Origin of the sequence: Alkalihalobacillus deserti, assembly GCF_020734105.1 — a bacterium.
Taxonomy (GTDB): Bacteria; Bacillota; Bacilli; order Bacillales; family Bacillaceae_D; genus Halalkalibacter; species Halalkalibacter deserti.
The window spans coordinates 69207-85123 of sequence record NZ_JAJAFR010000016.1; the positions used below are offsets into that span (position 1 = coordinate 69207).

At 34.6% G+C, this 15917-nt stretch carries 16 protein-coding genes and 3 pseudogenes; 12 read left to right on the top strand and 7 right to left on the bottom strand.

Annotated features, from left to right (window positions below):
* Positions 1-935: 935 nt before the first annotated feature.
* A complete protein-coding gene (locus LDX58_RS26845; protein ID WP_372459259.1) occupies positions 936-1403 on the bottom strand; it encodes a CBO0543 family protein in 468 nt (155 codons plus the stop codon).
* 555 nt (positions 1404-1958) lie between these two features.
* A complete protein-coding gene (locus LDX58_RS20175; RefSeq protein WP_227938824.1) occupies positions 1959-2948 on the bottom strand; it encodes a hypothetical protein in 990 nt (329 codons plus the stop codon).
* 256 nt (positions 2949-3204) lie between these two features.
* On the opposite strand from LDX58_RS20175, the gene radC reads away from it, so the two are divergent.
* The 7 genes from radC to LDX58_RS20210 all read left to right on the top strand — a co-directional run bounded on the left by radC (position 3205) and on the right by LDX58_RS20210 (position 8655).
* Positions 3205-3684 (top strand): RadC family protein, encoded by a 480-nt coding sequence (gene radC / locus LDX58_RS20180; RefSeq protein ID WP_227938826.1) that lies wholly within the window; start codon positions 3205-3207, stop codon positions 3682-3684.
* Positions 3685-3710: 26 nt separating this feature from the next.
* A complete protein-coding gene (locus LDX58_RS20185; RefSeq protein ID WP_227938828.1) occupies positions 3711-3887 on the top strand; it encodes a hypothetical protein in 177 nt (58 codons plus the stop codon).
* 167 nt (positions 3888-4054) lie between these two features.
* Positions 4055-4522, top strand: a complete 468-nt coding sequence (locus LDX58_RS20190; RefSeq protein ID WP_227938829.1) for a site-specific integrase — start codon at positions 4055-4057, stop codon at positions 4520-4522.
* 63 nt (positions 4523-4585) lie between these two features.
* Positions 4586-5179 (top strand): site-specific integrase, encoded by a 594-nt coding sequence (locus LDX58_RS20195; protein ID WP_227938831.1) that lies wholly within the window; start codon positions 4586-4588, stop codon positions 5177-5179.
* Positions 5180-5326: 147 nt separating this feature from the next.
* On the top strand, positions 5327-6238 hold the full coding sequence (locus tag LDX58_RS20200; RefSeq protein WP_227938833.1) for a DoxX-like family protein: 912 nt from the start codon (positions 5327-5329) through the stop codon (positions 6236-6238).
* A gap of 5 nt (positions 6239-6243) precedes the next feature.
* Positions 6244-6924: a DUF4166 domain-containing protein gene (locus LDX58_RS20205; RefSeq protein ID WP_227938847.1), complete on the top strand. Its 681-nt coding sequence runs from the start codon at positions 6244-6246 to the stop codon at positions 6922-6924.
* A gap of 30 nt (positions 6925-6954) precedes the next feature.
* Positions 6955-8655 carry a YndJ family protein gene (locus LDX58_RS20210; RefSeq protein ID WP_227938835.1) on the top strand — a complete coding sequence of 567 codons (1701 nt, stop codon included), beginning with the start codon at positions 6955-6957 and terminating at the stop codon, positions 8653-8655.
* Positions 8656-8855: 200 nt separating this feature from the next.
* On the opposite strand, the gene LDX58_RS20215 is transcribed toward LDX58_RS20210, so the two are convergent.
* From LDX58_RS20215 to LDX58_RS20225, 4 genes and pseudogenes are all read right to left on the bottom strand, one after another.
* Positions 8856-9140, bottom strand: a complete 285-nt coding sequence (locus LDX58_RS20215; RefSeq protein ID WP_227938837.1) for a DUF4368 domain-containing protein — start codon at positions 9138-9140, stop codon at positions 8856-8858.
* A 29-nt stretch (positions 9141-9169) separates the two neighbouring features.
* Positions 9170-9520 (bottom strand): recombinase zinc ribbon domain-containing protein, encoded by a 351-nt coding sequence (locus LDX58_RS26505; RefSeq protein WP_308017588.1) that lies wholly within the window; start codon positions 9518-9520, stop codon positions 9170-9172.
* Between the two features lie 30 nt (positions 9521-9550).
* Positions 9551-9763 (bottom strand): annotated as a pseudogene (locus LDX58_RS26510) (recombinase family protein); the annotation flags it as partial.
* Positions 9764-9783: 20 nt separating this feature from the next.
* Positions 9784-10332, bottom strand: a complete 549-nt coding sequence (locus LDX58_RS20225) for a recombinase family protein (protein ID WP_227938839.1) — start codon at positions 10330-10332, stop codon at positions 9784-9786.
* 650 nt (positions 10333-10982) lie between these two features.
* Here LDX58_RS20225 and LDX58_RS20230 point away from each other — a divergent pair.
* The 4 genes from LDX58_RS20230 to LDX58_RS20245 all read left to right on the top strand — a co-directional run bounded on the left by LDX58_RS20230 (position 10983) and on the right by LDX58_RS20245 (position 14763).
* A complete protein-coding gene (locus LDX58_RS20230; RefSeq protein WP_227938840.1) occupies positions 10983-12110 on the top strand; it encodes an acyl-CoA dehydrogenase family protein in 1128 nt (375 codons plus the stop codon).
* A 13-nt stretch (positions 12111-12123) separates the two neighbouring features.
* Complete coding sequence (locus LDX58_RS20235) at positions 12124-12954, top strand: phosphate/phosphite/phosphonate ABC transporter substrate-binding protein (RefSeq protein ID WP_227938841.1); 831 nt, start codon at positions 12124-12126, stop codon at positions 12952-12954.
* A 143-nt stretch (positions 12955-13097) separates the two neighbouring features.
* Positions 13098-14279 (top strand): cobalamin-independent methionine synthase II family protein, encoded by a 1182-nt coding sequence (locus LDX58_RS20240; RefSeq protein ID WP_227938842.1) that lies wholly within the window; start codon positions 13098-13100, stop codon positions 14277-14279.
* 85 nt (positions 14280-14364) lie between these two features.
* Positions 14365-14763 (top strand): OsmC family protein, encoded by a 399-nt coding sequence (locus LDX58_RS20245; protein ID WP_227938843.1) that lies wholly within the window; start codon positions 14365-14367, stop codon positions 14761-14763.
* A 129-nt stretch (positions 14764-14892) separates the two neighbouring features.
* On the opposite strand, the pseudogene LDX58_RS20250 reads toward LDX58_RS20245, so the two are convergent.
* Positions 14893-15036 (bottom strand): annotated as a pseudogene (locus tag LDX58_RS20250) (IS110 family transposase); the annotation flags it as partial.
* Between the two features lie 146 nt (positions 15037-15182).
* On the opposite strand from LDX58_RS20250, the pseudogene LDX58_RS20255 reads away from it, so the two are divergent.
* Positions 15183-15917: pseudogene (locus LDX58_RS20255) on the top strand (IS110 family transposase); the annotation flags it as partial.

Below are 15917 nucleotides of genomic sequence, written 5' to 3' on the forward strand. Positions count from 1 at the left end.
TCGATAAAAAATATTGATGAAAAATGGAAATATGCTACTATCATAGAAAAGGAGTTTTTACTTATGACATACGAAAAACTTGTAAAATTTTTTGAGGAAAAATTACAACGAGATTTAAAAGAGGGAGAAATTACATTTATTAAATGGATGGTTGAAAATGAAAAACAAAAGTCCTCAATATAACCCCCAATAATTCTCTCCAGTTACGCTTTAACACCTTTTTTAGTGAAGTGCGGAAGCCGGTTAAGATTCTCTCTATATAGCTACGCCAAACAATCAAACAATACAAGTCCTTAACTCACTTTATAATTAAAAAATCCCTCACATCATGAGACGAGGGATTAATTTACATGGTTAATTAGTTTGTTTAGAGCATTCGTCAGTCGTGAACCACTAATTGTAATAATTGATAAAATATGTATTTGTTATTCGGGGAATAATCCACACATTCTATTTGTTTTTTTCATAATGTAACTATGAAAAAAGGAGTGTTGTCCATGAAGCTAACTTTTGCTGAAGTTGTTAAACATTTTGAATCAAAGCTTAACCGCAAATTAACGGATGTTAAATACCGTATACTATACTCAAATTTTGTTAAGTCTTCTAAGAACCTCAAGTAATCTTTCCTTATTTTTTCCCAGTCCATAATAGTAATTGATTACAGCCATTGAAATGTACCACCTCTGACATAGTATTTACCACCAAATGACAAAAAGTGTACCAAAGAATGGCAGACTGTTTACCACTGCTATCCTTCTGGTGATAAAAGATATAAAACCATATTTCTGAGAATCAAAAATGTAGTAAAAATTTGATTGATTTTCAAAAACACCGTCTTCTGCAACAGGCCAGATTAACTCTTGTATTACGTAGTAGACTAAAAACTGTGTAACAAGTAATAAGCCTGATCCAATTAGTTTTCGGGAACAGGCTTGTTAGGAGCTTTTCTGATTATTGCTATGAACGTACGAGAAATTAGAAATGTTATTACTCATTGTAAAGAAACTAATAAATGAATTCCATCCTTTATGGAAACTAATTAAACTCGTTCGTTTTTCAAGAAAGTGTTCGATTATACCCATAGGAATACTAAAACATAGTGTTTTAATCAATATCCCCAGATAATTTGAGGTTTTAGTAACTTGATTATAATAGACACATATTATTGGATATATTAAATAATCAAATACAAAGCTGATATCACAGCATTTAGCTAATTTAACTGGATATTTAATATAGCCTCCGCGAACTATTACTTTATCAAGTATGGATGCAAGGAATCCTTTGAACAGAAATACTATCACCCAATCTTTAGCAGGTGGTTTTCTTGTGATGTTTATACATGCAATTAAACCAAATATTAACAAGAACCTTAAAACGTTTTTTTCAAATGTTTGTTTCATGGGTACACCTCCGATTTTCAGTTTGTCTTTTATTTGAATTTTTATTCAGATCCGATTAATAGTAAAAAAATGATGTACAGTTCGATCATTATTATGTAATAGAAAAGAAGGGTTTTGTTGAACTAACGAGGCATAATGTGGAATAAGAAAGTCATCGTTTCCTAATACGTAGTAGACCTAGACTATGCAACAAAAGTCTTCATTTTTAGTTGACTTTGTGGAAGAATGTACTTAAGCTAACTACTGTTTGTTAGTCATGCCTTCCATAGCTAATTGAGGCTCTCTGCCAGTGATATTTTTTTCGTGTGATATAAATATTTATATTTAAAAGGAGAAACCCTTTTTTGTTTTTAAAAATTCGATAAAAAAATGGTTGCAAATTATTTGCAACCATTTTTTTATCGCCAACAACCGTAAGGGCGTTAGTGAATTGGTACTTAAATTTAAAAGTGGGGACTGGCAAAGCCAGTCCCCGAATTTAAAAGGAGGTTTATCTTCGTATTAATAATTAGTCATCCGTTTGGTGAATTATAATTCTATTAATATTATTGTCAATCATTTTTTTACTCTTGATACAATTTCGTTATTGAGTATGTTTTCGGATTCCAAATTCGCAGCGTGAGAATATAGAGAACGCCTTCTTTCAATTTCACTCAAATTAGGATAAAGTTTTTTATTTTTCTTATCTACTCGTATATAACCCTGCCTAGGGTTATATACGAACCATTCATCGTTATCTATTTTCTCTTTTCTTTCCCTTAGTAAATTATCAAACATAAAGAGTGTCTCTGTAATAATGCCAAATGATGATTTTGTATCAAGTCTATTTGCATAGTCACGATGTACGTCAAATGGTTGATTATCCTCATATTGTTGCATATATTCCAGTGTAATTATTACTTGTTTTTTAAATCTTCTAATTGATTGTTCCAAATAATAATGTTCTTCCTGTGTTAAATCTCCATAAATAATAAACAGCAAATCGAAATAAAATCGAGTATCGCCTAAAAAGTCCTCAACCAGATTAAGGTGTTTTTTTATGATTAAGTAAGTTTTCCGTTCGATTTTTTTAAAGTTCACATTTAATTCTATTATTTGGGGTCTTCTATTAACAAGATAATCCCAAATAAATGTAAATGTTTCATTCTCTAGGGTTTCCATGTCGAATATTCTTTTCTTCCAATCATCGTTATTTTCAGGCTTTACCTCTATATAGTGTCCCTTATCAAAATCGTATAAAAAATAGAAATCGATAGCTTCAACATCCTTTTCTTCCCTAAACCTGTAATCACTTCTTTTTCTAATTTTCTTTCCGTATCGAAATTGAACATGAACAAGACCTAAGCCAAATTCGCTCTTTTGATAGTCACAAAATTTGTGAAATCCCCAGGGAGGAAATGCTCCTTTAAATATTTGTTGATCATCCCAAATAGGGAGTTCGATAGTATTTTCATGTAATCTTGCTCCAGTTTTTATATATGGCTTTAAAGTGGATTCATCAAATTCTTTTTGTGTTATCCTATCGCTTTCTATCTGCTGTATCAAAATTTTGAATTCAGGAATATTTTTTGCTCATAAGAGCTGTTGCTTCATTTGTTTCAAATTAATCACCTCCATATTAAACAATTACCTTATACCATGGTTTTAAAAAAAGTGGATTTTTTTTCACACAATTTTTAAATCGGTGTTATTATCTGAAGGATTTAAAAAGTCGCAAAAAATGTGCGAGCGTTGCGGCAACGATTACTAGTGCGAACTAGTAACAAATACGACAATATAAATGATAAGGAGGTTGCAAGATATGCAACAACCACAAATTGAAGAAAAAAAGACAGTAAGAAAAAGGAGGTTAAGTGTTGTAAAAGTTCAAATGTTGAAGGAAAAAACATTTCCTTATAACACGAACAAAATAACAGATCCAACATCAGCAGTACGACTTCTTGAAGAATTTATTGGAAAAGAAGATAGGGAACATTTCGTACTTATTTGTTTGGATACAAAGAACAAAGTAACAGCTCTTAATACAGTTTCTATCGGTAGTCTTAATTCGGCAATCGTTAGTCCAAGGGAAATTTTTAAAACAGCAATACTAGCAAATAGTGCAAGTATTATTGTTGGACATAATCATCCAAGTGGGTGTCCCATCGCTTCACGCGAAGATATCAGTGTTACGGAAAGAATTAAAGACGCTGGAAAGTTATTAGGGATAGAGCTACTTGATCATGTAATTGTTGGTGACGATGGTAAGTATTTTAGCATGAAGGAAAAAGGATATATTTAAAGATTTTTGGAAGTGAGGAATTGAATATGACCAACCGACAAGCCATCGGATATATGCTTTTAGCCTGTAAAAAGGCTAATTTAGAAAAAGAGACTGTAAGAAAATTATTTCAAGAAATGTATTGGGAGTTTGATTTAAAAACGGTAGAAGAAGCCCAAGAAAATGGGTTTGAATGGTACCACAGCTTAGATGAAGATTCTTAATTATTGGGAGGAGGAAATTTTCCTCCCTATTAATGTAAAAAGCTTAATTATGTAATATATCAATTTTCACATCTGATCCGACCACTGTCACGGATCTAAAGCTAAAGTGCAGTCCATTATTAATTCTAATGCAAGAGCATTAGGACATACTTGGTCAGATAAGATGAATGAGTATAGATAAATGTTTAGGGAAAATAGATAAAGTTTTTGATAGGGTTAAAGAAAAGTGTTTGACCTTTGGAAGTCATCACCGAAAGAAACAACTGTCAGATCGAACAATTAAAACATATCGTGATGTGGTCAAAGCATATGCAAATTATTTATATCGTGAACACGGAATTTCTGATTTAGCACGAGCGAAACCGAGGTATGCTTATGATTATATTGATAATCAAATTAAAAAATATCAAGTTAATGATCCTAATGTTTCAGCTTATACAATGCGGCGTTTCGCCCACGCCCTCCATTCTTTTCATGAAGCATCTAAGGTAACTGGTGTTTATAAGGGGAAAGTAAAAGTAGGGGATAAGAGGGTTATTTTAAAAAAGATTACAGATGCAGGGATTTATAGAAGAAGTGTTGATTCAAAAGCATTAAAGGCAAATCATTCAGACTATGAAAAGGTGCAATGTTGAATTTTAAAACTCCGTTCACCAAATGCAGAAGTCATATCAAAAATCCATCAAGTACAAAGATATTTGGGTGCACGAATAACTGAAGCTATCTCCTTAAAAAAATCCGATTTAATATTTAACAGTGATGGCTCTTTAACAGCCCGAATAAAAGGGAAAGGAGGGTTAGTTCGTTTTGTAAAAACAACAGACAGTGAAACGATAAAAATGTTGGAAAACCAGGTAATGGACAAAAAAGAGGGTGCACCTGTTTTTCAGATAAAGAATATTGAACATCAGGATAAATCAATTCGAAATTCAAAAAACCAAGTAGAAGAGAATATACGAAAGGCTGCTTTAAAAGCTGGTGTTGATAGAGATGGTAAAAAGTACAGTTCGCACTCAGGTAGGAAATGCTATGCACAGGCTCAAATGGATAATTACTGTAAAATGACAATTTCTCAATTAAAACGGCAAGTTGCCGATAAAATTGCATTAGATCCAAATTTAAAACAAAAACTCAAGAATACACTGAAAAACATTCGGTCAAAGATTAAGGATGAAGACCGCTCAAAACGTCAGTTGTCTCATAAAGAATTATGCCAATGGCTTACATCTGCGGATTTAGGTCATGGGAGAATCGATATAGTTCGTTTTTATGCTGAATATCGTTTAATGTAGTACAGTTTTAATGGATTATTATGGAGTATTATTAAAAGGCAATATTAAAATGACAGGATGTTGTAGCAAGAAGACTTATGAATAATTGTGTTAAAATAATTATTAAACTATAAGTTTAGACAATGAATATAAAATGAGGTAATAATAATGTTAAAATCTAAGCCGATTTATGTTGAGACACTAATAAATAGTGATATCGAAAAAGTATGGGGATACACACAAGATCCCGAAATACATCAACAATGGGATTTACGTTTTTCCAATATTGACTATTTGCCAAAAGAAAAAGAAAATGATCCACAAAGGTTTCTTTACAAAACAAATATTGGTTTTGGAATTAGTATTGCAGGTAAAGGAGAAAGTATAAAAACAATACATAAGGATGATGAACGGATGTCCTCGTTAAAATTTTGGACAGATCATCCTTTATCATTAATCGAAGAGGGGAGCGGGTATTGGAAATATGTTACTACTGATAGTGGAATCAAATTCTTCACTCAATATGACTATAAAACAAGATTTGGCTATGTAGGTAGGATTATTGATCAACTCTTTAAACCACTTATGGGTTGGGCTACTGCTTGGAGTTTTGATTGTTTACGATTGTGGTTAGAAAAAGAAATACCTCCTCGTATTTCCTTTATTAGAAGTATAATTCATTTTATTTCGAGTTTTGTTTTAGCTTTTATCTGGATTTATCAAGGATTAGTTCCTAAGGTTCTTTATCAAGAAGCTGGGGAATTAGCTTTATTAGAAGGAACAGGATGGTTTCAAGGTCAAGAGGGGCTATTTTTATATGCTTTAGGAACGATTCAAATCATTTTTGGATTGCTTTTCCTTCGCTTTAGTAGAACAAAATTGCTCCATATAATAAACATTCTAGCTCTTTTGTGTTTAGGATTCGGTGCTTTAATGAGCCAAGGGATCGTTTTTGCTGCTCCTTTTAATCCAACAACAATAACAATCGCTATGATTGGTTATTCAGTTATTGCTTTGGTAAATATTCGTGATTTACCAAACGCTTCAAACTGTAAAAGACAACGAGTTAGTAGAAGGTGAGAACAATGATTTCAATATATGAACAAGCCTTGGGGGAAGATTATAAGCAACTTCATCCTCAATTACAGAAAAAATTTGGGCTGACAAGTGAAGCAAAAACGGCAAGTATTTGTAAGGGAGTTATGGAGGAAATATGGGGTGGCAGCTCTTATATGTACACATTTCTTCAGCTAGGTACTCTAAAACATATCACTTTTCCAGAAAGGGGGAGTAACATCCCCTTTACCCTAGAGAATTATGCTTATCAAAATTCCTTCGGTCACGAGTGTATGGCTTGGATACGAAAATTTCATTTTGACAAGACGAGACATTTTGATGCAACTATGATATATAGTTCAAAAAGGCGAGGTATAGTAGATTATTTAGGAATTGATCAGGACTTGATAACAGACATAGATATTTCTGTGTTAAATAATGGAGGGATTAGACTTTTATCAGGTCCCCTAGTTTTTTATAAAAAAGGTGTGAAAATACCAATACCAACATTTTTTTCTGGAATTGCTGAAGCTCAGGAATGGTATGACGAAGATAAAGAGCAGTTTCACATCAATGTCGAGGTAAAGAATAAACATTTCGGAACGATTTTTGGGTATAAAGGAACATTTACGATAGATTATTTTAGTTGTAATGATGAAATACCTGAGTATGCAAAGCCAAGAAGGGAAATTTATCTTAAATCGATCTAATTGTCATTCATGCAATAAGGGAGAATACCTATGAAGAAAATTATTACCGTACAAGCGTCATTAGGACTGCTTTTTTGGCTAATATCTTTTTATTTCCTTGATGTTCCACAAATAGAAAGGTTATTACTTTTTGCGATGTTAGTGATCCTTCCATTGACGCTATATTTAACCGAAACGAAAGATCGTAAAGGAAATTATTTCAAAACTTATTTGTTAAGCGTTTATCTTTATCCTGTTGCAGCTCTACTAGCTTTTATTTCATTTTTCTTTCCGATTGGTATAACCGCAGGAATACTGTCAATTGCATGGTTGCTTTGGACTTCTCTCGTTTTTTTATATGGCTTATTCAGACTTCTTGCTAGAGGTATATACTTTATTGAGGAAATAAGCATTGATATTGGATTGATGTATCTCGTTCTTGGAGGAGTTTGGTTTTCAATTTTTCAGTTTGGGTTCGATGTGATGGAATTTGGTTCTATAATTATTCTATTAACTGCAATCCATTTTCATTTCTCTGCATTTATTACTCCTATATTTGTTGGTCTATTGGGAAGAGTATTAAGACATTGTGATGGGCATTTACATATTATCTATCGTATTATTGCGATTGGTGTAATGGTTAGTTCACTAGGAATTGCAATCGGAATTACTTTCTCTAGATTAATTGAATTTATTTTTGTTGTGGTTTTTGTTATATGTTTATGGGCTTATGCTTATTTTACAATTGTTACTATTCGAAAAGACTTATTGAATAAATTTGCTTATGTTCTATTAGTGTTTTCTTCAGGTACATTAGTCTTTACGATGGTACTTGCTTTTTATTATGGATTAGGTAGGCTTCTACATATAGAACTTATCTCTATCCCTGATATGGTATGGCTGCATGGTATTGGGAATGCTTTCGGGTTTGTTTTTCTAGGTGTAATTGGGTGGTTTTTAATAAATCCTAAAATGTATTTTAATCCATATGGTATCCCATATAGTAATTACTATGGTCAATGGAGAATTGGAGCGGATTTTTTTCAAGATCACGTTCTTCACGAAGAACATAGTGTTCCTTACCACGGTTTAGTGGATAACTTGAACACTTTTCAGCAAAAAGGTTTTGAAAAAAATGAAGTTCATCCTGATATTAGAAACTTTTATGAAAATACTTTAGAATATCAATTATTATCAAAAACCTATTGGCATAGGGGATTTCGTGGTCTATCTCGTTTGTATAAAATATTTAGTTCAAAAATAGAACAAATTAATCTTCCGCTAAATAATGAAGATGGTGAGTTAGTAGTAGATAGTAAAATTATCGCATTGGATAGTAATAAGGATGGAAGGCGTAAGGTTCGTGCTTGGATCAGAACATCAAGAAAAACCAAAAAAGCAGTCTTTGTCGCAGCTTATTCCTACCATGAACATGATAAGAAAGTTTATTTAAATATTGCACTCCCACTTCCTTTTGGACAAATGACGGGTGTACTACGTTTTGAAAATCCACATATGGGAAATAAAAGAAATGGGTTGATCCTTACTAGCTTAGAAAAACGGGATGACAAAGGGGATGAAGGAATCTATTATGTTACAAAGTGGTTTACTATACGGTTACCACTTAATGAGCGTTTTATTGTTTGGGTACCAGCCTCTACACCAAATAAAATCAAGGCAAGTCATGAAATGTGGATGTTGGGCATAAAATTCCTTTCAATAGATTATTCAATTGAGAAAACCGAGTCGTAGGTGAAGTGTTTTAGAAAGAACGATGAATATCTTATGTTATTTAGTCTCCTTTTAAAGCATTATTAATAAAGTAGGTGAATACTGCTACATTTTATTTGGTTACACTGGTTGTCAATAATACAAATTCAAGTCATGTGGAGTGCGTCTCGCAGATAGTTTTAAAAGAAGCAGGGTCCCTCAAATAGGGGTTCCTGCTGCGTTTATTTGATTTTTGGAGCTGAAAAACGATAGTGAATTATAGGCGTTCCATCAGCTTTTACTTCAATACGATTAATTAAACGATGTAAAATCTCTGGTGTTAACTCATTAAAGTTTAGAAATTGAAGTAACTCTTGTTTTAACAACTCGATGTTATCCACTGTTTTTTCACTTGCCATTGCTGTTAGTAAATCGGTCTTTTTCTCGACCAACTCTTTAATTTCAATATTATTAGCTTCAACAATTTCGCGGTATTTCTCTTGAGTAATAATCTCTTCGGCTAACATATTAATGTATTTTCTTTTTCGACCGTTTATTATATTGACTTGCTTCTCGACTTTATCGAGTTGCTTTTGAAGGCTTTCTTCAATTTCTTTGATTGAGCTTCTAACTGCTTAACGTATTGCTCTTGATAAATTTCTTTTACTAACTTTTGAATGTCAGTTAATACAGTATCTTTGAGTAAATCTTCTTTAATCGAATGACTACTGCATGCCTTTTTACCGTGCCGTGCATAATTGCCACATACATAACCCTTTCGGTTGCTCCGGTACCACATTCCTTTTCCGCAATGAGAGCAGAATAGAACATTCGTAAAAAGATGTTTCTTTGGTGCCGTTATAAACTTAATGCGAATTTTCAATTGCTGCTGGACCGCATCAAACACATCCCGTGGGATTATCGCTTCATGCGTATCTTTAACAATAATTTGATTTTCCTGTTCAACTTGTCTCCTTTTCTTACTTGTAACACTGACAGTAGTTGAACGATTTTGTACTAAGTCCCCAACGTAAGGAGGATTAGTAAGAATAAGCTTAATGGTTGAGTCATTCCATTTATCTCCTGCATTCTTTTTACCAGCTAAATCAGCTGGTGTTGAAATGCCTTCTTTGTACAGCCTTCTTGCGATACTTTGTCTACCACTTCCAGCTAGGTACTTTCAAAGATCCTTTTTACAATACTAGAGGTAATATCATCTCTAACATACAGTGTTCCTTCTCGAACCTCATATCCATATGGGGGATTAGAACCCTTGAAAAGACCTTTTTTGGCTCTAGTACGTAAGGTCTCTTTCACCCGATTCGATGTATTTTGAGATTCCTGTTCATACATCCAGGCATATAAACCAAACATGTTAGTGTTACCTGTCAAAGTATTAATCGCATTATCTAAAGTGATGATATGGATCCCTTGATTCTCGCAAATGTTTTTAATTTTGTAGGATAATTCTCCATTGCGAGCTAGACGAGAAAGTTCTTTAGCTAAGATGATATCGAACTTTTTTGCCTGAGCCTCTTCAATCATCTTTTGAAGATTTTTTCTTTTTCCCGTAGTTCCTGTCTGGACATCCACATAAAATTCGTATATGTCCCATCCTTTTTCTTCAATGTACCTGTAAAAAAGCTCCTTTTGGTACTTTAACGATGCTTTTTGCTCATCCTTATCAGTTGACACTCGAATATATACTGCACATCTCATTCTCACATCATTTCCTTTTTGAGTAATTTGAGATGTAGCAGTGTTTACCTTAGTAACATTATTTACAAGACACATAAAATTATAACGTACCTTGGTGGAGTGAATATCACCAGATTGTGTTTTAGAGGTGTTAACTGCACATCTCTATGTAATTAGAAAAGATATTTGGATTTTTATGTTAAAATATAACAGAGTTTAAGTACATAATTTCACAAATATAAAGAAGCTGATATTCCCTAGACTTAGACGGGAAATCAGCTTTTTAGATTCTATCTTCTTTGAAGTTATTGCGCGTTAGACTAATACTGCGCAACAAGGGATTTCAATTCTAGATGACTTTGTGAAAGAATTGAAGCAGTTACCACAACAAAGGTAATGCTTATTCTGTTTGTAAAGAGAAAGATTAATTCACCTGGAATTTGGAAGAGAAAGCAGGTCCCTGACCAAGGGGGATCTGCTTCTTTTCATGTTTAGTTTCGAAATTGGTATGTATCAGCTAATAAATAAGATTCACAATCTTGAGTATTTTTAATATGTGTGATACTTTATAATAAGTAAAAGTTATTTTAGATATAATAAAATTTTATATCCTTATAATGATAGTCTCATAGACTATTTAAAACATGATTCCATTCACAAGGAGGATAATAATGAAAAATGTTTATCAAGATGGTAAGGATTTTGCAAAGTCCTACATACTACCTTACACTGAATTGACGGATCAGGAGTCGAGATTTCCTGAAGAGTCGTTCAAGGAACTGGGGGAAAAGGGCTTTTTAAAACTGCTTGTACCTGAAGAATATGGTGGATATGGCAAAGGACTTGTGGAACATGCTCAGGCTTGTCTAGCCTTTGCAGAGACGTGTGCTACTACTGCTCTTTGCTACATGATGCATAATGTTGCGTTAATGTGTGTTCTAACGCATGGAAGTGACGAACTCAAGAAAAAGATTTTTAAAGACATCGTAGAAAAAGGGGAATTCTTAGCTTTAGCCTATAGCGAAATCGGAACAGGAACACACTTCTATAAACCAGAAATAACAGCTGAGGTTAATGGTGACTACACAACTTTTAACGGTACAAAGAGCATGGTCACATCTGCTACGTATGCTTCCTGTTATCTCATTCTTGCTCCATCTGTAGAAGAAGGAAAAATAAACAACTGGGTCATCTCTCTGGAAGAAAAAGGCTTAACTTTTGAAAGTTCAAGTTGGAATGGACTTGGAATGAGGGGGAACTCGTCATGTCCTATGCACATTAATAATGTGACTTTGCACTCCTTTTACCGCATTGGAGCAGAAGGTTCTGGTGAAGAGCAAGTATTCAACGTCGTAGCACCATTCTTCATCACAGGACTAGGAGCCGTTTATAGTGGTACTGCCATGCATATGTTTGATATCGTAAGCCATTATGCTGTGGATCGGAAATATCCTGATGGAAGTTCACTTTCAAATATTGAAACGGTACAAGTGCATATCGGCCATATTTATAAGCAGGCAGCTGCAGCAAAAGCAATGACCTTAGATGCTGCAAATGCAGGAGCCAACGGAGAAACAGATGCGCTTGCAAAGATACTGGCGGCCAGAATCTTCGCATCTGAAGCTGCAATCGAATGTGGAAGGCTTGCCATGAGAGTTGGAGGAGGGAAAGCTTACAATAAGGAATTACCGATTGAAAGACTTTTGAGAGATGCATATGCTGGGCAAGTTATGGCTCCAAGCACCGACGTTCTGACTGTTTGGCTTGGCAAATCGCTAACAGGTCAGATGATTCCATAAAAAACAATAAGGAGTGAGTTCATTGAATAACGATAAAATAAAAGTAGGAGCCGTAATTTATGATCCGAGGGTTACAGTGATCTGGGAGATCATAGCTGATTTTTTCAAGGAGAAAGGAATTGAAATAGAATGTGTCTTCTATAAGGATTATGAAGGTCAGGTAGACGGATTATTGAACAAGGAAATAGACATTGCCTGGAATTCTCCTCTAGCATGGTTGGACACATATTTGCGAACCGATGGGAAATGTCAGATGGGTTCAATGAGAGATACGGATAGAGACAGAAAGACCTGCATCATTGTCAGAAAAGACAGCGGTATCACAAATCTTATAGAGTTAAAGGGCAAGACGATTGGTTTTGGTGCTATAGACTCACCTCAAGCAAGACTGATCCCGATCAACCATTTACATAAAAAATATGGGCTTGAGTATGGTGAAGATTACACGGAGAAATTGTTTAATATTGGCATCGGTCTTCATGGAGACCACGTAGGAGGAGAGTTAGATGCCATCAAAGCATTGTTGGCAGGTACTGTAGACGCATCTGTCACATTGGATTTAAACTGGGAAGCTTGGAAGAAGGATGGCACGATTGATGAAAATCAATTGGTATGTATTGATACGACAGATGTATTTGATCACTGTATTTTCGTTGCGCATCCTGATTTTTCAACGGAAAGGTTTATAGAATGGGAAAAAGTGCTTAATAAAATGGATTACAATAACGACGACCATAAGAAGATGATGGATATGGAAGGCCTGAAGGAATGGGTTGAAGGCAGAATCACAGGATATCAGCAATTACGTGAAGCGAATGATTATCTGAAGTTCATTAACAAGTAATTTCTGAGGAATCGAATTTTACGTGTCGGTCAGAATCAACCGTTTCTATTAAACTGGTTTATTCAACAGCAATGAAAAAGAGAAGCGTGGGTTATCCGTTGCTTCTCTTTACCTATTTACATCCACTTTAGGAGATGAGAAAAATGAAAAGACCATTACCGCTATTTCCTACTTCTTTAATGGGAAGCATGCCTAGATCGAAAGAAGTACTAAGCGCACTCAGAAAGATGAGAAGAGGAACGATTGAACGAAATGACTTTAACAAGCTGATTGAGATGGAAACGGAAAAGGTGATTAAGCTACAAGAGGATCTTGGGATTGACATCATCACAAGTGGAGAAATTGGGCGGGATAACTATGTGTCCTTCGTTTCCGATAAAATTGGTGGCGTTGAAATGATGAGCATGAGTGAAATGCTCGATTATATTGATGATAAACAAGCTTTTGAAAATATTTTGACCACGCTTGATGTTCCAGCAATCAGTATTAAAAATGCCATTTGTGTCGGTAAGCTGAAATACAAAGGTGATATTGTCGCAGATGAGCTTAGGACTATGAAGAAATTTACCGATAAACCCGTAAAGATTACATTACCAGGCCCCTATCTCCTTACTAGATCAATGTGGCTTCCTAATCTCTCTGGTAATTTTTACGGGAGCAAGGAGGAACTTGGGCAAGATGTTATAAAGATTATGAAGGAAGAGATAGACAATCTGATCAACATCGGAGTTGATGTAATTCAATTTGATGAACCAGTATTGACCGAGGTTGTTTTCACAGATGGAAAGCCAAGGTCGTTTATGTGCGCTGCTCTTTCCGAAAGAAAGGATCCTAAAGAGGAGCTAGAATTCGCCAGCTCCTTGATTGGGCAAATTATGGAGTATATTGATAGAACAAAGACCGTTACTTCTCTTCATGTCTGCAGAGGAAACTGGAGCAAGAATGAGAGCATATTATTGACAGGCCCCTATACGCCGCTGCTTGAGTTATTTGCGAAGGTGAATTCAGATCTATTGACACTTGAATTCTCAACACCAAGGGCAGGAGAGCTGAGCTCCTTATTGTCTGATACAAGAATTCGTGAGAATACAGCACTTGGTTTAGGTGTGATCAATCCACGTACAGATGAAATTGAGACAATGGACTCGATTCTTTCAAGAGTGGAAGAAGCCATGAATGATCTTCCAAAGGAAAAAATATGGCTCAATCCTGACTGCGGGTTTGCAACCTTCTCAAGTAGTCCAGTTAACATACTTGAAAATATCTCGGGTAAAATACGCTCACTAACAGAAGCCGCTTCAATGCTAAGGAGCAAATATGAATAACCAGCCGAGAGATGAAATAAACACATTATATGAGTCCAGAGTTTTTGATATGAGCTTTAGGGGAACGTCTAATGATCTCTCATCTGTGAAAATTTTTACAAATAAAAATAGCTTTCAGATTGAAAAGCAAGTAAGTTTTGACTCAGAATACGAACAAATCAGCAGTCTAGAATACTTTGCAGGGTCTGTTTTAAGTAGCATTATATTGACGCTTTTAGAGCAGTCCAAAAAGAAGGGTTCCATTATTGAAGAAATTGAAGGAGTTTTGAATCTTTCACTGGAAAACCCTCTATCTTTGTTAGTTGTAAGAGGTTATGATGAAGAACCGTGTATTAATAAAATAACGGTAACCGTTTATTTATATGTTGAGCTTGAGGACAGTGACCTTTCTGATTTTTGCACTAAGGCGCTCAATCATTCACCTGTTTATAATACTTTAAAGAGATCCATGGATCTTGAAGTAAACTTTAAAAAGCTTGTATGAGGAGCCAAGTTCAACAGATCCAAATGATGCCATTCATTATGTTCGAGTCCGAGAATCTGTAGGAGATTCTCGGACTTCTGTTACTAGATTGAGAGCCATTTTTCCTTTCTGTTTCATGGACAGTAAGGTTTTTTCTCCAATACCGGGGATGGATTTGATAATATTATATTCTTCAATTTCTTTAGCGAGAGCGTCTATCTCTGACTCTAATTTTGATAGATGCTCTTTGTATTGAAGAATAATGTTAATGTACATACCTAAGCTTAATTTTCTTTTCTGGCTGACCTTATAATACGAACGGGCAGCATTCCTGTAATGATAAAAATGGAGTTTGAACAAAAAAATAACCTCTTGGTATGATATAAATGTCCGAAGCTGGCCAGCGAAAGGACAAATTATATAAACCAGGAGGCCTTCAAATGAATTATAACCAAAATAATAAAATTGCTCAAATTACTTCTCAAACACTCATTATAGGTGTTGATATTGCGAAATTCAAGCACGTAGCTCGTGCTCAAGACTTCAGAGGTTTGGAGTTTGGAAAACCTTTACACTTTGAAAATACAAAAGATAGTTTTGATGTATTTGTTGAATGGATTAGAGAGATTCAGGGTCAACAAGATATGAATAAAGTAATTGTCGGTGTTGAACCTACTGGTCACTACTGGCTTAATTTAGCTCATTATCTTAAAGAACTTAATCTCAAGCTTGTCGTTGTTAATCCAATGCATGTTAAGAAGACGAAGGAATTAGATGATAATTCCCCCACAAAAAATGATGTGAAAGACGCTAAGGTTATTGCTCAATTAGTGAAAGACGGAAGATACGCTGAACCTAAAATTCCAGAGGGAGTATATGCTGATCTACGAATCGCAAGAAAAATACGTGATCTATTATCCGTTGATCTCTACAAGGACAAATTCACAATTGGATTGATCGATATTTTCCTGAATTCTTAACAGTGTTTAAGGATTGGGAAGGGCAGTCAGCTCTTCAAATATTAAAGCTAAATCTACTACCACATGAGTTAGTTCAACTCCCTGATCAAGAGATATTAACTCATCTAAGAAAAGCTGTGAAACGTGCAGTGGGCATAAGTAGAATAATAGAATTAAAGAAGGCAGCTAGTGTTTCAATTGGAATCCGTGAGGGTT